The 19,713-nt window shown below is 72.6% G+C and carries 15 protein-coding genes; 7 read left to right on the plus strand and 8 right to left on the minus strand.

The features are described from left to right. The first annotated feature begins 1 nt into the window (after position 1). Positions 2-1,015, plus strand: a complete 1,014-nt coding sequence (gene cydB / locus BLW78_RS06685) for a cytochrome d ubiquinol oxidase subunit II (protein WP_091677838.1) — start codon at positions 2-4, stop codon at positions 1,013-1,015. A gap of 72 nt (positions 1,016-1,087) precedes the next feature. Here cydB and BLW78_RS06690 read toward each other — a convergent pair whose 3' ends face one another. From BLW78_RS06690 to BLW78_RS06725, 8 genes are all read right to left on the minus strand, one after another. Continuing rightward, positions 1,088-1,912, minus strand: a complete 825-nt coding sequence (locus BLW78_RS06690; RefSeq protein ID WP_091677841.1) for an alpha/beta hydrolase — start codon at positions 1,910-1,912, stop codon at positions 1,088-1,090. Positions 1,913-1,976: 64 nt separating this feature from the next. Next, positions 1,977-3,260, minus strand: coding sequence for a hypothetical protein (locus BLW78_RS06695; protein WP_091677844.1), 1,284 nt, complete (start codon positions 3,258-3,260; stop codon positions 1,977-1,979). Further along, positions 3,257-5,041, minus strand: coding sequence for an alpha/beta fold hydrolase (locus BLW78_RS06700; RefSeq protein ID WP_091677846.1), 1,785 nt, complete (start codon positions 5,039-5,041; stop codon positions 3,257-3,259). Before BLW78_RS06700 ends, BLW78_RS06695 begins: the two co-directional genes overlap by 4 nt. Beyond that, on the minus strand, positions 5,031-7,466 hold the full coding sequence (locus BLW78_RS06705; RefSeq protein ID WP_091677849.1) for a glycosyl hydrolase 2 galactose-binding domain-containing protein: 2,436 nt from the start codon (positions 7,464-7,466) through the stop codon (positions 5,031-5,033). Before BLW78_RS06705 ends, BLW78_RS06700 begins: the two co-directional genes overlap by 11 nt. An 8-nt stretch (positions 7,467-7,474) precedes the next feature. Then, positions 7,475-8,446, minus strand: coding sequence for a DUF1839 family protein (locus tag BLW78_RS06710; RefSeq protein WP_091677852.1), 972 nt, complete (start codon positions 8,444-8,446; stop codon positions 7,475-7,477). Between the two features lie 4 nt (positions 8,447-8,450). After that, positions 8,451-9,407 carry an amino acid--[acyl-carrier-protein] ligase gene (locus tag BLW78_RS06715; protein ID WP_170855110.1) on the minus strand — a complete coding sequence of 319 codons (957 nt, stop codon included), beginning with the start codon at positions 9,405-9,407 and terminating at the stop codon, positions 8,451-8,453. Continuing rightward, positions 9,407-10,570 carry an acyl-CoA dehydrogenase family protein gene (locus tag BLW78_RS06720; RefSeq protein ID WP_091677854.1) on the minus strand — a complete coding sequence of 388 codons (1,164 nt, stop codon included), beginning with the start codon at positions 10,568-10,570 and terminating at the stop codon, positions 9,407-9,409. Before BLW78_RS06720 ends, BLW78_RS06715 begins: the two co-directional genes overlap by 1 nt. Next, entirely contained in the window at positions 10,567-10,815 is a 249-nt protein-coding gene (locus BLW78_RS06725; protein ID WP_170855117.1) for an acyl carrier protein, read from the minus strand. The genes BLW78_RS06720 and BLW78_RS06725 overlap by 4 nt, the downstream gene beginning before the upstream one ends. A gap of 390 nt (positions 10,816-11,205) precedes the next feature. On the opposite strand from BLW78_RS06725, the gene BLW78_RS06730 reads away from it, so the two are divergent. The 6 genes from BLW78_RS06730 to BLW78_RS06755 all read left to right on the plus strand — a co-directional run bounded on the left by BLW78_RS06730 (position 11,206) and on the right by BLW78_RS06755 (position 19,621). Beyond that, on the plus strand, positions 11,206-12,294 hold the full coding sequence (locus BLW78_RS06730; protein ID WP_091677857.1) for an acyltransferase family protein: 1,089 nt from the start codon (positions 11,206-11,208) through the stop codon (positions 12,292-12,294). A gap of 309 nt (positions 12,295-12,603) precedes the next feature. Then, positions 12,604-13,773, plus strand: a complete 1,170-nt coding sequence (locus tag BLW78_RS06735) for a glycosyltransferase (protein ID WP_091677860.1) — start codon at positions 12,604-12,606, stop codon at positions 13,771-13,773. Positions 13,774-13,784: 11 nt separating this feature from the next. Next, positions 13,785-15,980, plus strand: coding sequence for a GumC family protein (locus BLW78_RS06740; RefSeq protein ID WP_091677863.1), 2,196 nt, complete (start codon positions 13,785-13,787; stop codon positions 15,978-15,980). Continuing rightward, a complete protein-coding gene (locus BLW78_RS06745; protein ID WP_170855111.1) occupies positions 15,977-17,203 on the plus strand; it encodes a glycosyltransferase in 1,227 nt (408 codons plus the stop codon). The genes BLW78_RS06740 and BLW78_RS06745 overlap by 4 nt, the downstream gene beginning before the upstream one ends. A 44-nt stretch (positions 17,204-17,247) precedes the next feature. Further along, positions 17,248-18,384 carry a glycosyltransferase family 4 protein gene (locus tag BLW78_RS06750; protein WP_091677865.1) on the plus strand — a complete coding sequence of 379 codons (1,137 nt, stop codon included), beginning with the start codon at positions 17,248-17,250 and terminating at the stop codon, positions 18,382-18,384. Beyond that, positions 18,365-19,621: a glycosyltransferase family 4 protein gene (locus tag BLW78_RS06755; RefSeq protein ID WP_091677868.1), complete on the plus strand. Its 1,257-nt coding sequence runs from the start codon at positions 18,365-18,367 to the stop codon at positions 19,619-19,621. Before BLW78_RS06750 ends, BLW78_RS06755 begins: the two co-directional genes overlap by 20 nt. The last annotated feature ends 92 nt before the right edge of the window (positions 19,622-19,713 follow it).

Below are 19,713 nucleotides of genomic sequence, written 5' to 3' on the forward strand. Positions count from 1 at the left end.
GATGCCCCTCGATCTCACGCTCATCTGGGCGCTCCTCATCGCCACGGCGGTCTTCCTCTACGTGGTGATGGACGGCTTCGACCTCGGTGTCGGCATCCTGTTCCCGGCGGTGCGCGGCAAGGCGGACCGGGACGTCATGGTCAACACCGTGGCGCCGGTCTGGGACGGGAACGAGACCTGGCTCATCCTCGGCGGCGGCGGGCTGTTCGCGGTGTTCCCGCTGGCCTACGCCACGATCCTGCCGGCGCTCTACATGCCGCTGATCCTGATGCTCCTCGCGCTGGTCTTCCGCGGCGTCGCCTTCGAGATGCGGTTCCGCGCGGCCTCGCCCGCGAGCCAGCGGACCTGGGACCGATCCTTCTCGTGGGGCAGCTACGTGGCGACTTTCTGCCAGGGCATCTGCCTCGGGGCCCTGGTCCAGGGCATCCGGGTCGAGGGTCGCGCCTACGCGGGCGGCTGGTGGGACTGGCTGACGCCGTTCTCGGTGCTGACCGGGGCCGCCCTGGTCGCCGGCTACGGTCTGCTCGGCGCCTGCTGGCTGATCTGGAAGACAGAGGGCGAGCTCCAGCTTCGGGCCTACCGGCTCGCGCGCCGGCTCGGTCTCGTCACGCTGGTGGCCATCGTGGTCATCTCGGCGGCGATGCCGATCCTCAGCGACGCGTTCCGCGCGCGGTGGTTGTCCTGGCCGAATCTCGCCTTGGCCGCGCCGGTGCCGGCCCTGGTCGCGCTGCTGGCGTGGCGCTTCTTCGTCGCGCTCGATCGGCGGGCCGAAGTGACGCCGTTCCTCTGCGCCCTGGGCCTGTTCCTCATGTCGTATGTCGGGCTCGGCATCAGTCTGTGGCCGATGATCGTCCCGCCGGTGGTCACGATCTGGGACGCGGCGACCCACCCGAGCAGCCAGGCGTTCCTTCTGGCCGGCGCGGTGATCCTGGTCCCGATGATCCTGGCTTACACCGGCTACGTCTACTGGCTGTTCCGCGGCAAGGTCGCGGCGGGCGCGCCGGGCTATCACTGAGACCCGCGGCCCGTCGAATGGGGACGCAGGGATCGGCGCGCCGCGCCGGTCCCTGCCCTCGCGCGCTCGGCCTCAAGGGCCGGCACGGGCGCCCTTAACGAAACGCGCGACGTCGTCCGCGATCGAGTACCGGAGACTGAACGGGAAGCTCATCGCGTGGACGATCTGCCCGTGCCCGAGACCCGGGTAGGTCTTCATCGTCTCCCTGCCGTCGAAGCCGCGCAGCGCCCGGTCGAGCGACAGGGTTCCGGCGGGGTTTACGTCGAGATCGGCCGCGCCGGTGGCCAGCAGCATCGCCGGATGGGGATCCGCGGCGTGGTTGATCGGCTGCAGGGCCGGATCGCTGCCCGCGAACACCTGGCGATCCAGCGGATCGGTCAGCGCCGAAGTTGCGTAGGGTCCGGCCAGCCCGACGATCCCGGCGAGCTTGGCGGGACTGGAACCGGCCCGCTGGAGCCAGGTCGCGTCGAGGCCCAGCATCGCGGCGGCCCAGGCCCCTGAGGAATGCCCCACGACGGTGACGCGGGCGGGATCGCCGCCGTACTCGGCCGCGTGCGCGAGGGTCCAGGCGACGGCGGCGGCGTTGTCCGCGAGGATGTCCTGGAGGCTCGCCGCCGGCACGTGGCGGTGCTCGGGGATGACCGCGACGACGCCCCGCCGCGCGAAGGCCGCGCCCACGTAGGCAACCTCGTCCTTCGATCCGGTCCGCCACCCGCCGCCGTACAGGAACACGGCGACCGGACGCGGCTTCCCGGCGGCTGGCCGGTAGATGTCGGCGCGGTGCGCGCTCCCGTCGGCATAGGGGACGCCCTTGTCCACGTGGACTTCGAGCGGCGCCAGCGCGTTCAGGACCGCGAGGGTCAGGCCGACGATCGTGTCACCCAGGTAGCTCAGCATGGATCAGGCCTCCGCGAGGGTCGGAGATCGGGCGCGTCACGGAACGCCTCCGTCGGCGGCGACCCTAGGTGAGCTCGACGACGCCGAGGCGGTCCGTGACCGGGACCGGCACCCGCCTGTCCGCGGGAAGCTCCACCACGCTCACGGCGCCGTCGTCGTCGAAGCGATGGAGGCGCACCCGCCGGGGCTGCCGTGACAGCCGGAGCTCGGCGGTCCGCGCCGGAAAGTCCGGCCGGGGTGCCCGGCTACGCCGGTCCCAGCCGTCGAGGCCGAGCCAGATCGGGACGAGCGTCGCCCCGTCTCGCCGCGCGAACCGCGCGGTGATGAGATCGGGAACGGGGCTGCCGAGCGTGACGTCGCGATCGGCCGGAACGACGGCGATCTCCCCGGCGGGGGCGCCGAACAGCCGGACGAGGTTGCGCACCGCCGCAAAGGCGGGTGTGGGGCGACCGTCGTGGGCGAGAAGGCCGAAGCGGCTCTCGGGATCGGCGTCGCCGCGGTCGAAGCTGGAGATCAGCTCGTACAGGTAGGTCCGCCGCACGCCCTGGAGGTAGCTCCAGAGCAGCATCCGCGGGAGGTAGCGGGCGCGCAGTCCCGGCGAGATCGGCAGGTGGGCGCTGCCGGTGGCGAGCGCCGTGTGGTAGCCGTTCTCGGTCGCGATCACGGGCGCGTCGCCGAAGACCGGGCGCGCGGCCGCGACGAAGCGCGCGAGGCTGCCGCCGCCGTCGGTTTCCGGGTGCTCGGCCCCGGGATAGGCGTGGATGTTGGCGAGGTCGACGACCGCCGCGAGGTTCTGCGCCGCCGCGACGTTACCCTGGATGTAGCTCGGTCCGGCCACGCGGACGGCCTCGGCCCGCGTGTCCGCCCGCACCGCGCGGAACAGGGCCGCCTGATGATCGGCCGAGAGCCGCGCGAGGCCCGGCCGCGCCGCGACCGGCGGCTCGTTGCCGCCCTCCGCCACGATGAGCCCGTCGCCGGCCCAGCCGGCGATCTCGGCGAAGCGCTCCGGCGGCACCCGCGGCCCCGGCGTGAGCCCGTCGTAGAAGATCAGGCTGAAACGGTAGCCCCGGTCGGCCAGATCGGCGATGCGCTCGAACTGCCCGGCCGGCTCGTCGCCGACGAGCACGATGTCGTCGCGCAGGTGCCGGATCCCGAGTTCGTCGAGCGCCTGGGCGCAGGCGGCGAAGCGGTCGACGTAGGGGGTGCCGCGATGGCCGAGATGCACGTTGACGCCGATCGAGTCGATCAGCGCCTCGCAGCGGTGCAGCGGCTCGGCCGCGGCGGCCCGACCGGCCGCGAGCGCGCCCGCCGCCAGTGCGAGGGCCGACCGGCGCGTGAGTCGGGTCACGTCCGGCCCGCCAGGGTGAGACCGCTTCCCGGCGCGGCAGCCTTCGCCGCGACGGTGCGCGTCGCGTGGGCGCGGCGGACGGCGCGCAGGAGGTCCTGCAGCGCCTCCGCGACCCGGGCCTGGGCCTCGCGGGAACCGAAATTGTGGTCCACGCCCGGTACCACCGTCACGGGCGCTCCGACACGGCGGTCGGCCGGTCCGGGCGAGCGTCCCAGATGGCGGCGGACGGCCGCGAGGCCCGGATCGCCCGCGCTGTAGAGCAGGCGGATCTCCGCGCCCCGCCGACGGAGGGCCGCGACCCGCCGGGCGGGCGAGCCCCCGAGCGGACTGGGGCGGAGAGCCCGGCGCAGGCGGCGGATCCCGGCCTCGATGCCGCGCCGGGCGAGGACCGAGGCGATGGCGGCGATCCGGATCTCGCCGCGGATCAGCCGGCGCCAGGTCGCGCCCCGCTTGAGCAGGGCCGCGTAGGTGGACGCGCTTCCGAAGGTCTGCCGGATGACCTGGTCGAGGTCCTGATCCGGGTCCCAGTCGAAGCAGTAGAGGTTGAGCAGGAGCGCGCCGTCGATCCGGCGGTCCCGGCAGAGCGCGTGGAAGGCCGCGTAGGCGCCGCTGCACCCGCCCACCAGCAGGATCGGGCCGCCCGCGCCGGCGATCAGGTCGACCGCCGCCGTGACGTCGGCGAAGCCGTCCGCGGCGAAGAGGGGCTTGCGGCCGTCCGGCCGCTCGTCGCTGTCGCCGATGCCGCGCAGGTCGAACCGGACCGACGCGATCCCCTCCGCGGCGAGGCGCCGGGCGAGATCCGTGGTCTGGCGCCCCCATCCGGAATGCACGCTCATGCCCGTCGAGACGAACAGGATCGTCGGCGCCGCGCTCTCCGCCCGGTCGGGCCGGCAGCGGATGCCGATCAGGCCGCGCCCGAAGCGGACCGGCGCCTCCGCCCAGCCCGGTCCGGTCAGCCCGTTCCGGCGCCCGTCGATGGCGATGCCGCCGGGTCGCGGCCCGGCGGCCGCCATCCCGTCGGTCGCGAAGCCGATGACGCGGGCGAAATCCGCGGTCGGGACATCCGAGAAGATCGGATCGGCGACGAGCGCCGCGAGACCCGGGAACGCTCCCGTCGCCACGTCGCAGCCGAGAGCGCCGAGGTTCGCGGCCAGCGCCTTGGTCTCGGGTGCGAGGAGCAACGCGTGGCGGGCCGGCGCCCGCGCGAGCCGCGCGAGGTTCAGGTCGGCGAGATCGGTGAGGAACGCCGCCTCCATCCGGAAGCCGCCCACGGTGAGGCTGTCCGGCTCCTGCGCCGGGGCGGACCCGTCCGGCAGGCGGCCGATCGTCTGCGCCCGCAGCCGCATCTCGCGCAGATACGCGCGCCCGGTCGTGACCGGCGCCAGCAGGACGAGGCGGTCGACGGCCTCCGCCTCGCCGGCCAGAGCCGCGAAGGTCGCGCCGAGCCGCAGGCCGACGACGACGATCTCCGCGACGCCGGTCGTCGCGCGCAGGTACGCGATGGCCCCACGCACCGCAGCGACGCAGCCAGCGACCCGCGCCTCGTCCAGATCGGCCGAGTCGCCCTCGCCCGGATAGTCGAAGCGCAGCGTCGGGCAGCCCGCCGCGGCGAGGCCCTCGGCCAGGGAGCGCCAGGGCCGATGCGCGGCCATCTGCTCGAAGCCGTAGGCCCCACAGAGGACGACGCCCCGCGTCCCGGCCGCCGGATGAAGCCACCCGAACAGCCCGTCGAAGGTCACCGGCACCGACACCGCGGCCTCGGACCCGACTTCACCCGTCATGACCGAATTCCACGATCTCGTCGCTGTTGATGGCCCGCACCCGCCCGCGCGGGAACCGGGCGGCCTCCGCGAAGGTGATGATCCGGCTCGACCCCGGGGCGACGTGGAAGCCGCTGTCGGTCGGCCGTGCCCCCGGGGCCAGCACCTGGACGCCGCGGGCGAAGCGCTCGGTGCTGATCCGCAGACCCGGCCCCGCCGCGGTCGCGACAGCTTCGGCCCGGAGGCCGACGGCCGACCGGTCGAGCGGCCCCGCGCTCAGGATGTGGAAGCTCTCGGCGATCACGCGCCCGTCGGAGTCGGTCAGCCGCGCGTGCGCGAGATCGTGGATCCGGGGCCCGAATCGGTAGCTGTCGGTGGCGTCGAAGAAGCGCCCGAGAAGGGTCGCGGAGGTGAACGTGAGCGCCGCCCGCGGGCCGGCCACGAGATCGCGCTCGGCGCGCGCCGCGACGCGGCCCGCCACATCGCAGAAGATCAGGGACAGCGTCAGCGCCCGGGCCGTCGCAGTCTCGTTGAGGACGTGGACATGGAGGCCGTCGAGGCCCTCATCGGTGAGGAGGACTTGGACCGGACGGAAGGCGCGCCTCAGCGCGTACCAGGCCGATTTCGGGCGCTGCGTCCAGTCGATCACGCCCCAGCCGGCTCCGGGCGCGAGGTCGCGCATCATCAGGACGAGGCCGCCGGCCGTCGGCGAGCGCGGCCGGCGCCACTCGGAGAAAGTCGCCTCCATGACCTCGGCCACCGCGGCGCGGCCGAGCTCGAGGTAGCGGTCCGGGTCCTCGGCGCGCAGGGACGCCGGATCGACGCCGTAGAGCGCGCCGACGTAGTGGTCGCGCACCGTCTCGAAGTCCCAATCGGCGCCGCGGTCCTGCGGGATGCCGGCCTGCCAGAGCGGGTCGGCCGGTCCGGTCGGGCCCGGCGTGCCGGGTTCGGGCGGGTTGGCGAAGGCGAGGCACTCGCTGGCGAAGCCGACCTCGGCCCGGCGGGCATCTTCCAGGGGCCGTCGATAGGCGCCGACGCCGAAATAGTGCGTGCAACCCCCGCGCGGCGAGAACGGCACGTCGCCGCCGGAGGGCGAGTTCGGCACGACGACGAGATCGGGCCGCCACGCTGCCACCCGCTCCGCCAGCGTCTCCGCGCAGTAGGCGTCGGCCCAGACGGCGCGCGGCGCCCCGAGCATCGCCGCCTGCTGCCAGACCTCGCTGCCGCCGCAGACGACGCAGAGCGACGGCGCGGTCTGCGTGCGGTCGAGGAATCCGGTCAACTCGCGGTCGAGCGCGGCCGCGAAGGCCGGTTCGGCGTGCGGGTAGTCGAAGTTGGCGAGCATCAAGTCCTGCCAAACCAGGATGCCGAGCTCGTCGCAGAGATCGTAGAAATCCGGGGCCGGATAGAGCGTCGTCCCGGGCACGCGCAGCATGTTCATGCCGGCCTCGCGCGCCAGCTCGAGCAAGGCGCGGGTGCCGTCCGAGCCCAGCCCGACGAGGTCCGGCGGCGTCCAGACGGCGCCCCGGCAGAAGAGCGGCACGCCGTTCACGGCCAGCGCGAGCCCCTCCGCGAACGGCCGCGTGAGCGACAAGGTCCGGAAGCCGACGCGGCCCAGGTCGATTTGCGCCCCGTCGACGCGGACTTCGACCGGGTGGAGGTTCGGTGCGCCGTGGGTATGCGGCCACCAGGGCGCGATGCCGGGCAGCGCCAGCGCGCCCGCGAACAGGCCCGGCTCGACCTCCGCGAGCGGGGCTTCGCCGCCGCCGCATCGGAGGAGGACGGTGCCGACCGGACCGTCGACCCGCAGGCGCACGGCCACCCGGCCGACGGCGCCGTCGAGGGTCGTACGCACATCCGCGGCGCTCGCGCGGGGGCGGACCGGCTCGACGGTTATCGGGCGGTAGGGCCCGACGAGGTCGATCTCGGGACACCAGCCCGGCATGAAGCCGAGGACGCTGGCGCGCACATGGCGCAGCGACCCGGGCGTGATCATCCGCGGCCGCCAGCGCCCGCGCTTGGCCGGGCGGTCGAGTTCCGCGCGGAGCGCGCGGAAGCACAGCGCGAGGTCGGAGGCGCCGCCGAGGTCCACGTCGACGACGTGCTCCTCGAACATCGCGCGGGCGCACAGGACTGGGACACCGTCGAGCCAGACCTCGGCGAGGGTGGCGAGGCCCCCGAAGCGCAGCCGGGCCAGGCCGGAACCGGAGATGCGTGTCCGATACCAGACGTCGCGGTCGTGGATCGGCTCCGGCGCCGCCTCGCTCCAGCGTCCGGCGGCTCGAAGGGCGTCGGCGGCGGTGCCCGGAACCTCGGCGCCGATCCAGTCGGTGACCCCGTCCAGATCGCCGGGACCCGCGCAGGCGCCCGGCGGCGTCGCGGCGAGCCGCCAGGGCCCGAATCGGACCTCCGGCGCGCGGTCGTCAACGCTGCGGATGCGGGCCATGACGCCTCTCAGCGGTCCAGCGCGCGGTCGAGATCCGCGAAGACGCGGTCGTAGGTCGCCGCGAGGCGGTCGAGGCGCGGCGCCAGGCCCTCGGCCGAGCGGCGATGGAACGCGCGGGCGAGCTGGAACTGGAAGGCCTTGGCCTCGCGGCTCAGGTCCGCGGCGGCCGCGGCGGCTGGCCCGAATCCGCCGGCCTCCCGGGCCTCGAGCCACGTGAGATGGCTGGCGAGCATCTCGAAGTTGCCGCCAAGCTGGCGCGTCGTGCTGAAGGCGTAGGCGTGGAACACGCTGAGCGGCCGGACGACCAGCTCCGCGGCCGTCGCCGCGAGGGTGTCGCGGAACGCCAGGACGGGGTTGCGCCGGGGCGCCCGGGCGCGATGCCGGACGAGCAGTTCGCGCGCGACCGCCGGCAGATCCGCCGGGCCGAGCGACGGTGCGACGGTCTTCACGAACTCGGCGTAGGGCGGCAGCGTCGCCGGCCCGAAGATCCCGGCGTAATCCTTCCCGGCGAGGCGGAAGCGACCCGCATTGTGCAGGTAATCGAGCTCCTGCGCGGCCGTATCGAGGGCCAGGATCCCGATCGTGGTCTTGCCGTGCTCGCGTCCGTAGGTGGTCCCCTGGGTGTCCGGCAGGTAGATCGCGTCGACCTCGACCAGCACGGGCCGGCCGGCCGCGGCCTGGATCACGGCGTGGTTCTCGAGGCCGCCGTAGACCGCGAGTTCCAGCACCTCCAGACCGTAGAGGCGCTCGATATCGCCGGTCGGCGGTTTGAAGAAGGTGAACTGGTCGCCCTCGAAATCCTGCCTCACGGTGAAGCCCAGCATCGCCTCCGGCACGAGGCCGCGTCCGTGCAGGAGCTCGATCCAGAGGTCGACGTAGCAGTTCGTCTCCGGCCAGTCGCGGCCGGAATCGTGGAGCGGGTGCGGGACGTAGGGTCCCGCGGCTCCGAGACCCTCCGGCAGGCGTAGCGCGGCGGTCACCGCCTCAGCCCCACAGCTCGGCGCGCACGGCGGCCGGCCACGCGGCGAGATCGAGCCCGTGGTGGCGCAGGAGCGCCAGCGTGATCCGCTCCAGGCCGAAACCGACGCAGGCCGTGTGGGCGACCTCGCCGTCGGCCTGGCGCAGCTCCCAGGTGCTGCCGAAATGGTCCTGGTGATAGTTGAAGCTGAGGCAGGCCGTCGGCTTGTCGACGCTGTTGACCGGGACGTTCAGCTCGAACTTCAGTCCCTGCGCCCGCTGGTTGTTGGCGAGCATCCGGCCGGCGCGGCCGAAGAACGGGTCGTTGGCCGCGTCGATCGCGAGCGGGAGACCGAGGGCGCGGATCATGGCCGTGCCGCGCTCGAGCCAGGCTTCGCGGAAGGCCAGGACCTGCTCGGGGCTGCCCATGCGCACGTATTCGCGCATCCGGAACAGCTGCATCCGGGTCGGCTCGAGCGAGGGCTCGCGCCGGAAGCAGTAGGATTGCAGGTCGAACAGGCGGCCTTCGGCCGGCAGCGCGCCCCGCGCGGCGGCGACCGGGTAGACCGGGTAGCAGGCCGCGGGCGTCAGCACGATGTCGGTGGCCTCCTGCTGCCCGGTCCAGTCGGTCCCGGCTTCGAGGCAGGCGAGGATCTCGGCGTGGCCGCGCGCGTCGCCGCAGAAGCTGTGTACGGTGCCGGCGAGGTTCGGGAAGCCCTTCAGGTAGCCGCTGCGCTCGAAGGCCGGGCGGCTCATGGCCGGCGGGAAGCGCAGCACCTCGGCCTCCTCGGCGGCTCCGAGTCGCGTGATCATCCGGTCGAGGGCGTCGACGACGCTCTCGAAGCCGCCGCTGCGGCCGTAGAGGCCTTCGACGCCGGTCCGGACGAGCAGGCCGTGATCGAACAGGCGGTCGAGGAAGGTCGGGCCGCCGGCCGGCTCGTCCTCGAGCACGACGTCGCCGGGGGGAGAGGAGATCGATTCCATCACGCGCTCATGAGCTGGCCGCTGCCCTTCTGCACGAGCAGGAGCTTGGCGGTGTTGGCGAGGATGCGGTCGTTGCCGATCATCAGCGGCGCGGAGAGGACGTCGCGCAGCGGCCGGCCCAGGCTGAAGGGCGTGTCGTTGCGGTAGCCGGCGAGGCCGACGATCGCGAGCGCCCGCCGGACGATGTCGACCGCCATGTCGGAGACGGTGATCTTCAGGTTGTTGAGCATCACGCAGAAGCCGACGGAGCCGATCGTGTCGGCGTCGCCGTGGGCGTCCTCGAAGCGGCGCAGGGCCCACACGATGGTGCCGCGCATGGCCTGGTGCGCGCTGGAGACCTCGGCGAGGCGCGTCGCGGTCGGCGGGACCTGCCCGGGCCGGCGCCGCGCCTCGGCCTGCACGAAGGCGCGGGCGCGGTCGACCGCGTAGGTCGCGATCCCGTACCAGACGCTGCTCCACAGCAGGTGCGAGGAGGCCAGCATCGACTGGGCGGCGATCTCCGCGAACGGCTTCGGCAGGATCTGCTCGACCGGGACATTTCGGGCCTCCAGGCGGAAGCCGTCGCTGCAGGTCCCGCGCATCCCGAGCGTGTCCCAGTCGCCCGTTCGCGCGAGGGAGATCTGGTCGGCCATCAGCGCGACGAGGACCTGATCGGACGTCGCGGCGTCCGGATGGCGCCGGGCCGTGGCGAGGATCAGGTCGGCCTGTGCGCCGTAGGAGATCACCGACGCGTCCTTGCCGAGGGCGAAGACCTCGCCGGTCGTCTCCACGGCGCAGAGGCTGTTGCGCAGGTCCCCGCCGATGCCCGCCTCCGTGGTCGAGGAGGCGACCAGCAGCTGCTCGCGCGCGACGCGCTCCATCAGGCGCCCGTGCCACGGGCTGTCGATGCCGTGGGTCACGAGGCTGGAGACCTTGATGTGGTGCATCGCGAAGACCATCGCGGCCGCGCTGCAGGCCTGACCGAGCGTGCTGCACAGCTCGGCGATCTGCGTCAGCCCGGCGCCCTCGCCGCCGAACTGGCCGGGGATCTGGAGGCCGAGCAGCCGCTCGGACCTCATCGCGGCCACGGCCTCCTCGGGAAAGCGGCCTTCGCGGTCGACGGCGTCGGCGTGGCGGGCCGCGACCGCCGCGGCCCGCTCGGCGCGCGCGGCGAGCGTGCTCATGCGGCTTCCTGCTGGATCAGGGTGGAGACGGCCTCGCGGATCGCGCGGATCGACGAGAACGACTTGCGGTTCAGGAGCTCGTCGGGGAACTCGATGCTGAAACGCTCCTCGAGGCCCAGCATCAGCTGGACGGAACCGAACGAGTCCAGCCCGAGATCGAACAGGCTGTCATCCTCGGAGAGCTGGTCGGCCTTCCCGGCGAAGGCTTCGTTCGCCCCGAGAATCTCACGGATGTCTTGAGCGATGTTCAAGGCGGAACTCCTTATTCCAGTTATCACGACGCTATTGAACGGATCGGCTCGGCGTCAAATTATCTATTGATTAATAGTAAATAGCGGTCCGTAGAGGGCGACACAGGGTTGCGCGCCGTGCAGACAGGAACCGGATGTGGCCGGCGGCCTACATTCGGCCGCGCCACCTTTACGATCACTTTCCAGCTCTTGCTTTCGTGATCGTCCGTCCAGAGATTTCGCGGATTTAGCAACTCATGCGTGTAAATGCCCTGCCTGATCTTAAATTCGAGACGCGGGCCATTTAGGACGTTTCCGGACTCGTCGTGACGCGGCGGGGCCATCTCGGCCATAAGGGCGCGACGTCGCCCGTCCCGGGCGGGCCCAGCGATCAGCCGGCGCGCGATGATCTACAACCTTCAAATCCTGCGCGCCGTCGCCTCGTACCTCGTCTTCCTCACGCATTTCGGACTCTACATCGGCCCCGTGCTGCCGAGGCCGGATCTGTTCGCCTTCGGCGCGAGCGGGGTCGACGTGTTCTTCGTGCTCTCCGGGTTCATCATGTTCGTGAGCACGAGCGGGCGCCGCGAGAGCCCGGGCGAGTTCTTGCTCCGCCGCGCGTCGCGCGTTGTCCCGGTCTACTGGCTCGTCACGCTCGCCCTGGCGCTGATCGCGCTGACGGGCCTGAAGCCCATCGGGATCGTGGAGATCCGGCCAGATTACGTCGTCCAGTCCCTGGTGTTCCTGCCGTTCTCACGCGGCGGCTTCGTCGAGCCGCTCAACTCCGTGGGCTGGACACTCAATTACGAAATGTTCTTCTACGTGGTCTTCGCGGCGCTGCTCATGGTGCCGAGACCCGCCTTCCGGGCGATCGGTGCGGCCGCGATCTTCCTGGCGCTGATCCTGCTCGGATTGCTGCCCGCGTCGAATCTCTACTGGGCGTACTACACGAAGCCGATCCTGATCGAGTTCGCCGCCGGCATCGGGCTGGGATACGCCTACCTGCGGCTCCGGGCGCCGGCCGCGGGCTTCCCGGTCCGGCGCTTGGCGTGCGCGGCCGTCGCGGCCGCTCTTCTGCTCATCCTCGGCGGCCAGATCGTGACCGACGCGCTCGGCGTCAGCCCCGAGCTGTCCGGGTTCGCGCGCCCGCTGATCTGGGGGTCAGCGGCCGTCCTGATCGTCGGTGCGATGCTGCTGCTGGAGCGGGGCGGCATCGCCCTGAAGTCGCGCTGGCTGCTGTCGCAGGGCAATGCCAGCTATTCCTTCTACCTGGTCCACAACCTGCTGCTGCACAGCGTCGCCAAGATCGCGGCGCTCGTCGTCGCGCCCGGCTTCGCGCGCGCCGCCCTGATCTTCGCGATCGCGTTCCCGGCGGCGGTCGCCGCCGGCGAGTTGCTGTTCCGGTATGTCGAGACGCCGGTGATCGCGGCCCTGCGGCGCCGGCTCGACCGGCGGCCCTCGCCCGATCCCCTGCCCGTTCCGGCCGCTTCGTAGGCCGCGCAGCCGGGCCCCCGCCGCCGGTGTGCCGACCCGGCGCAGCGGGCACCCACGGGGAGTCATGCCGAAGATTGCAGGTCTGAGAACACCCTTCGCTTAACGTTAATTATTGGCAAAAATTAAGTTTACACGCCGCGTCTCGCGTCTAAACAGGCCCTATTTTCGACTGTTGCTGCGGCAGTGACCCCTTTTTTACAGATCACGCTGCTATTACCCTCTCGTGTGTGCCTTGGCCCGCTGTCACCGGCGGGACCGGCGGGACGGAATGCATGGTCCAGCGTCCGGCGCACCGACGAGGAAGCTGTGATGCGTGTCGCGATCGTTCACGACTGGTTGTACATCGTCGGTGGCGCCGAGCGTGTCCTCGAGCAGCTGCTGCGGATCTACCGGGACGCGGATGTCTTCGCGCTCTTCGACTTCCTGCCCGAAGCGGACCGGGCGCGGCTGGGCTACACCCAGGCGCATACGAGCTTCATCCAGCGCATGCCCTTCGCGCGGACGCGGCACCGCAACTACCTGCCGCTGATGCCGCTCGCGATCGAGCAGTTCGACCTGTCGGCCTACGATCTCGTCATCTCGAGCAGCTACGCGGTGGCGAAGGGCGTCCTCACCGGGCCCGACCAGCTCCACGTCTCCTACATCCACTCGCCCATGCGCTACGCCTGGGACATGCAGCACACCTACCTGCGGGAGAGCGGCTGCGACGCGGGCATGAAGAGCGTGCTCGCCCGGCTGATCCTGCACCGGATGCGCGTCTGGGATTTTCGCACGGCGGCCGGTCCCAACGCGATCGTGGCCAACTCCGCCTTCGTCGCCCGCCGCATCCACAAGGTCTACGGCCGCACCGCCGAGGTCATCCACCCGCCGATCACGCTGCCGAGCCAGCGGTATGACGGGCCGCGCGGCAACCACTTCCTCGTGGCCAGCCGGCTCGTGCCGTACAAGAACGTCGAGGCGGTGATCCGCGCGTTCGCGTTGCTCCCCGACCTCGAACTCGTGGTGGCGGGCACCGGGCCCGATGCCGCGCGGCTGCGCGAGATCGCGGGGCCGAACGTGTCGTTCTCCGGCTTCGTGCCCGACGCGGAGCTGCGCCACCTCATGGCCACGGCCCGCGCCTTCATCTTCGCGGCCGAGGAGGATTTCGGGATCATCGTGGTCGAGGCCACGTCGGAGGGCACGCCGGTCCTCGCGCTGGGCCGCGGGGGCGCCCGCGAGACGGTCCAGACCCGCGGCCCGCAGCGCACCGGGATGTTCTTCGACACGCCCGAGCCCGTGGCGATCGCCGAGTGCGTCCAGCGCTTCCTGCTGCAGGAGAGCCACTTCACCCGCGAGGCCTGCTGGGCACAGGCCGAGCAGTTCTCGGCCGAGCTGTTCCGCAGCCGGTTCTCGACCTTCGTCGACGACCAGATGGCGATGCACCGGGCCGCCTGCGAGACGCGCCCGCGGATCCTACCGCGCCTCGAAGCCGTCGGCTGAGGACGCGCCGCATGTCCTTCCTGACTGTCGATCTGGCCGACCGGACGCCGGTTCGCGCCCTCGCCCAGGAGCCGGCGCGCGGCGGTCCGCTGGCCGCGGCCCTCGCCCGGATCTGGCAGCGCCGCTACCTGTTCGCGGCGGTGTTCGCCACCGTCCTCGGCCTCGCCGTGACCGCCCTGCTGATGATCCAGCGGCAATACGTGGCGAGCGGCTCGGTCATCGTGGCCGAGGCGGAACCGGGCGCCAACAACGCCTCGATGGCCTGGATCCAGAAGATCGGCGACCCGGCCGACATTGAGAGTCAGATCCTGGTGATCCGCTCGCCGCGGCTCCTGCGCCTCGCGATCGACGACAACCTCGTCGCCGCGGTGCTGGCCGAATGCCGCTACGCGGCCTCGGGCGGGCATCCCGACCGGATCAGCGAGAAGAAGGACGCCGCCTGCACGAAGCTCACGACCGACCGCAACGCGCTCGTCGAGTACCTGCAGAAGCGCTACACGGTCCTGAGCTCCGGCCGCTCGCGCATCATCACCATCGGCTACAAGTCGCCGCTGCCCGAGACGGCGCAGACGATGGCCAACGGTCTGATCAACGCCTTCCTGGACGACCAGCGCGAGGCGCAGGCCTCGAGCCGCAAGGCCGCGGCCGACTGGCTGCACACCGAGATCAGCCAGCTGGACGCCTCGATCCGGGCCGACGAGACCCGCATCCAGACCTTCCGGCGCCGCAAGGGCCTGCTGAAGGGCTCGCTCGCCCCGATCAGCGCGGAGCGGCTCACCAGCATCAGCCAGCAACTCGCCGCGGCCGAGACCGCCAAGGCGGACGCGGCCGCGCGGCTCTCCGAGATCGAGGCCAAGGGTGCCCGCGGTGCCGACAGCGCCCCGGCCGTCCTGGCGAGCCCCACGGTCGTCTCGCTGAAGCAGCAGCTCAGCGGCGTCAGCGCGCAGCTCGCCAACCAGAGCACCCTGCTGGGCACGAACCACCCGGTGATCCGGGCGCTCGAGACCGAGCAGGCGAGTCTGCGCGCTCGAATCGAGCAGGAGATTGGCAACGTCGCCAAGGGCCTGCGCAAGTCCTACGAGGCTTCGAACGCCCTGGCCAAGTCGCTGCGCGCCCAGCTCGAGGCGGCGAAGACCGACGCCGCCGCCGCCATGGACGACGAGGCGTCGATCGAGGGCATGGTGCGCAACGCCGAGATCAAGCGCACCCGCTACGCCGATCTGGTCAAGCGGGCGGGCGAGCTGGAGACCGAGCGGCGCATCCTCACCGGCAGCACGCGGCTCGTCAGCCTCGCCGAGCTGCCGCAGGAGCCGTTCTCGCCCAAGGCCGTGCCGTTCCTGGCGGGCGGCATCGTGCTGGCGGGCGTGCTCGCGGCCGCCGCCGCGCTGCTGCGCGACTACACCGACCGGCGCGTGCGCACCTCGGCGCAGCTCATGGCCGGCACCGGCGCCCCGGTCTTCGCGCAGCTGCCGAGCCTGGAGCCCGCCGGCCTCGTCGGCCGCTTCTCCGAGCGGCAGCGCGAGCTCGACCTCGCGGAGGCCCTGGCTCGGGCGCGGGTCGACCCGGTGATGCAGAACGTCCTGCGCAACCTGCACGCCCATCTCGTGCTGGCGGGCGCCGGCAAGTCCCGCGTCATCCTGGTGACTTCAGCGAAGCCGCGGGAGGGCAAGTCGTTCACGGCCTTCGCGCTGGCCGGCATCGGCGCAGCGAGCGGCCGCCGGGTGCTGGTGGTCGAGTGCGACCTGCGGCGGCCGAACTTCGAGGCCTCCCTCGGGCTCGGCCGCGGCCCCGGCCTCGGCGGCGTGCTCCGCGGCGAGATCGACCCGGCCGACGTGGTGGTCCAGGCCGGACGCTTCGACGTCATCCCCGCGGGAACGCCGACGGCCGACTCGACCGAGCTCCTGATGGGCGACCGGATGGCCGACTTCCTCAAGTGGAGCCGCCGCTACGACCTCGTCCTCCTGGACACCCCGCCGACCAGCCTCCTGATGGATGCGGCGATGCTGGCCCGCCACGTCGACGGCGTGCTCTGCTGCGCCCGCTACGGGCGCTCGCAGCTCTCCGACACGGTCGAGACCGTGGCGAACCTGCGCCGCGCCGGCGGACACGTCCTCGGGATCGCCATGACGATGGTCCGCCCGGGCATCCAGTCGACCTACGACGTGATGCCGCTGCCCGATCCCCGCACGGCCGCGAGCGCGCGATGACCGAAGTGCTCCCCGCCGACGCGCTCGCGAAGCGCGGCCTCCTGGACCGGGCGCAGGCCGCGCGGTCCGTCGTCGCCGCGCGGCCGCGGGTCCTGTTCGTGAGCCATACCGGAACGATGTCCGGTGCCGAGCTGGTGCTCCGCGACGCAGTTCGGCCTTGGGCGGGCTCCAGCGCCTTCCTGTTCGAGGACGGCGCGCTGACCGCGGCCCTCCGCGACGCGGGTCTGGAGATCCGTCTCGCGCGCCGCCGGTCCGCCCTGGCAGGCCTCCGGCGGGACGTGTCACCGCTGAGCGCGCTACCGGTCCTTGGACAGCTCGGTTCCCTGGCGCTGGAGATCGCCCGATCGGCCCGGTCCTGCGACGTGGTCTACGCCAACTCGCAGAAGGCTTTCCTGCTCTCGTCCCTGGCCGCCTGCGCCGCCGGGCGCCCCCTGATCTGGCACCTCCATGACATCCTCGACGGGGCGCATTTCGGCCGGGCGCAGCGCATCCTGCAGATCCGGCTCGCCAATCTCTGCGCCACCCGGGTGATCGTTCCCTCCGAGGCCGCCGCGCGGGCCTTCGTCCAGTCCGGCGGGCGCCGGTCGCTGATCCGCGTCGTGCCGAACGGCCTCGACGTCGATCCGGCACCCTGCTCCGCCGCCGTTCTGCGCGCGGAACTCGGCCTGCCGGACGGCCCCCTCGTCGGCGTCTTCAGCCGCCTCGCGCCCTGGAAGGGGCAGGACGTTCTGATCGAGGCGCTGGCGACCCTGTCCGGCCTCCGCTGCGTCGTGGTCGGGGCGCCGCTCTTCGGCGAGGATGCCTACGCGGCGCACCTGCGCGACCTCGCGGCGCGGCGCGGCCTCTCGGACCGGGTGCTGTTCCTCGGACAGCGCGACGACGTCCCCCGGCTGATGCAGGCGGTCGACGCGGTCGTGCACCCCTCGGTCGATCCCGAACCGTTCGGTCGCACCCTGGTCGAGGCGATGCTGGTCGGCGTGCCGGTGATCGCCACCGACGCCGGCGCCTCCGCCGAGATCCTCGACGGCGGCGCGGCCGGGACGCTGCTGCCGCCGCGTCGGCCGGATCGACTCGCGGCGGCCCTGTCGGCGCTGTTCGCCGATCCCGGCGCCTTCAGGGCGCGCGCCGCGCTCGCGCGCGAGCGGGCGCTGTCCCGCTACGGCGCGGAGCGCATGCAGCGCGATCTCGCCGACATCATCCTCCAGGTCGCCGGCCGGGCCTGACGGGCCGGCGATCCCCCCTCCCGTTCGGAGCCGTCAGACCCGCCATGCCGCGCGTCCTCGTCAACATGCCGAGCCAGCATGCCGGTCGGCCGTCGGGCGTCGCGCTCGTCGCCTTCCGGGTGATCGCCGGCCTGGTCGCGCGCGGCACCTTCGCGGTGGTGCTCCGCTCCCCGTGGCGCCGCGACCAGCTGCCGGCGTCGATCCGCGACCGCGTCGAGGTCGTGACGGTGCCGCGGCCGCGGATCATGCTGCTCGACGTCCTGCGCCAGTGCCTCGCTGTCCCGCGGCTGTGCCGCGCCGGCGCCATCGACGTGGTGCTGAACATCGACCCGTACGGGGCGGCCTTCGGCGGCCGCGCCCGCGTCAGCGTGGTGCACGACCTCTATTTCCGCACCCTGCCCGAGCGCATACGCTCCCGCGAGGCCCTGACCACCGACCCGATCTTCCGCCTGGTCCTCGGCAACAGCGCCCGGGTAATCGCCGTCTCGGACGCGACACGGCGCGATCTGGAGTACCATTACCCGCGGCTCCGCGGCCGGACGCGCACCGTGCCGTCCGCGGCCATGCTGGACCCCTCGGCGGGCGGATCCGCCGCCGGTGTCCCGGCGGCGCCCTACGTGCTGGCCGTCGGCAACGCCCTCTACAACAAGAACTTCGCGACCCTTGCGCGCGCCGTGGTCGCGCTCGGGAGGCCGGGGATCGGGATCGTCCACGTCGGCGAGGATTCCGACGAGGCCATCGCCGCCGCACTCGGCGACGCGCCGGTCCCCCTGACCCGCCTGTCGGGCATCGGCGACGACAGGCTGGCGGCCCTCTATCGCGGCGCGCTGTGCCTGTGCGTCCCGTCCTTCGCCGAGGGATTCTGCCTGCCCGTTCTGGAGGCGCAGGCCCTCGACTGTCCGGTGATCTGCTCGGACCGCTCCGCGACGCCCGAGATCGCGGGAGCCGGCGCCCTCACCTTCGATCCCGACGACGCGGCGGCGCTGACCGAATGCCTGCGCCGCCTGCTCGACGAGTCGGGACTCAGGGCCGCGCTGATCGCCCGCGGCCGCGACAATGTCCGGCGCTACGACTGGGCCGAGACCGCGCGCCGCTACGAGACACTGCTGCTCGACGCGCTGCAAGACGGCGCGGCGGCGCGTTCCGCCCGGGAGGTGCCGCATGCGCATCCTGCACCTTAGCTCGCTCTACGCGCCCGAGCAGGTCGGCGGCGCCGAACTGATGGTCGAGACGCTCGCCCGGACCCAGGCGGATCTCGGCCACAGCGTCGCCGTTGCCTGCGCGGCGCGGACCGAAGGCGGACCGGTTCTGCAGGACGGCGTCACGGTTTACCGGATCGGCTACGGGACGCCGTTCCACATCCTCGATTGGCCGCAGCGCGGGCGGGTCGAGCGCCTCCGCTACAAGGTCGCGGCGCAGTGGAACCGCCACGCCGTCGACCGAATGGCGCGGGCGGTCCGGGACTTCGCCCCCGACCTCGTGAACACGCATTCCATCTCCGAGCTGCCGCCAGCGCTCTGGCCGATGCTCCGGCGGCTCCGGGTGCCGGTCGTGCACACGCTGCACGACTTCACCAGCCTCTGCACCAACGGCGCGATGGTGCGCCACGGGCGTCCCTGCGCCCAGCAGCATCTCAAGTGCCGCCTCTACGCCGCGCCGCACCGGCGCTGCCAGCGCGCCGTGACGGCCGTCGCCGCCGTGGGCTCGGACATCCTCGACCGCCACCTCGCGGCCGGCCTCTTCACCCACGTGCCGCCGGCGCTGCGCCGGGTGATCTGGAACCCGATCCCGCCCGGCTCGCCGGTGACGCGGGCGAAGCGGGCGCCCGGCGCGCCGGTCCGGTTCGGCTATCTGGGCCGGATCGAGGGTGCGAAGGGACTCGATGTCCTCCTCGAGGCCTGCCGGCGCCTGCCGGAGGCGGGCTGGCGCCTCGCTGTTGCGGGTCGCGCCGTGGACGGACTGGACCGCTACCGAGCCCTGGCCGAGGGCCTGCCTGTGACCTTCCCGGGCTACGCCGAGCGCGACGCCTTCCTGGACGATCTCGACTGCCTCGTGGTCCCGCCGATCTGGCCCGAGCCTTTCGGCCGGACGGTGGCAGAGGCCTACGGGCGCGGCGTCCCGGTGATCGGCACCGCGACCGGCGGCATCGGCGAGCAGGTCGGGTCCGGCCCCTGGCTGGTCCCGCCCGGCGACGCGCCGGCGCTCGCCGCCGCGATGGCCCGGATCATCGCGGAGCCGGCCCGTCTCGCCGAGGGGCTCGCCCGCGCCGCACGCATCCGCGTTGGCACCGAGCCGGTCGCTGTGGCGACCGCCTATCTCGATCTCTACGCCGCGACCCGCGACGCGGCCTCCATCGAACCGCTTCCCGAGCCTTCCGCCCGCGCGGAGCGCCCGCACCTCAGCGAGTGCCGTTCATGATGACCCCCACCCTGTCGTCGAGCTACGCCCGGGTCCTCTCGGAGGAACCCCGCGCCCAGGACCGGGACCGCCCGAGGGATCAGGCGGCCGCA

It is taken from the genome of Methylobacterium sp. 275MFSha3.1 (assembly GCF_900108435.1).
In the GTDB taxonomy this organism is placed as follows: Bacteria; Pseudomonadota; Alphaproteobacteria; order Rhizobiales; family Beijerinckiaceae; genus Methylobacterium.

Bases quoted from the DNA above. Each gene is read 5' to 3' on its own strand.
- BLW78_RS06735 (WP_091677860.1), top strand. From the start codon at position 12,604: ATGCGTGTCGCGATCGTTCACGACTGGTTGTACATCGTCGGTGGCGCC.
- BLW78_RS06705 (WP_091677849.1), bottom strand. From the start codon at position 7,466: ATGGCCCGCATCCGCAGCGTTGACGACCGCGCGCCGGAGGTCCGATTC.
- BLW78_RS06750 (WP_091677865.1), top strand. From the start codon at position 17,248: ATGCCGCGCGTCCTCGTCAACATGCCGAGCCAGCATGCCGGTCGGCCG.
- BLW78_RS06715 (WP_170855110.1), bottom strand. From the start codon at position 9,407: ATGGAATCGATCTCCTCTCCCCCCGGCGACGTCGTGCTCGAGGACGAG.
- BLW78_RS06690 (WP_091677841.1), bottom strand. From the start codon at position 1,912: ATGCTGAGCTACCTGGGTGACACGATCGTCGGCCTGACCCTCGCGGTC.
- BLW78_RS06745 (WP_170855111.1), top strand. From the start codon at position 15,977: ATGACCGAAGTGCTCCCCGCCGACGCGCTCGCGAAGCGCGGCCTCCTG.
- BLW78_RS06740 (WP_091677863.1), top strand. From the start codon at position 13,785: ATGTCCTTCCTGACTGTCGATCTGGCCGACCGGACGCCGGTTCGCGCC.
- cydB (WP_091677838.1), top strand. From the start codon at position 2: ATGCCCCTCGATCTCACGCTCATCTGGGCGCTCCTCATCGCCACGGCG.
- BLW78_RS06700 (WP_091677846.1), bottom strand. From the start codon at position 5,041: ATGACGGGTGAAGTCGGGTCCGAGGCCGCGGTGTCGGTGCCGGTGACC.
- BLW78_RS06755 (WP_091677868.1), top strand. From the start codon at position 18,365: ATGCGCATCCTGCACCTTAGCTCGCTCTACGCGCCCGAGCAGGTCGGC.
- BLW78_RS06720 (WP_091677854.1), bottom strand. From the start codon at position 10,570: ATGAGCACGCTCGCCGCGCGCGCCGAGCGGGCCGCGGCGGTCGCGGCC.
- BLW78_RS06730 (WP_091677857.1), top strand. From the start codon at position 11,206: ATGATCTACAACCTTCAAATCCTGCGCGCCGTCGCCTCGTACCTCGTC.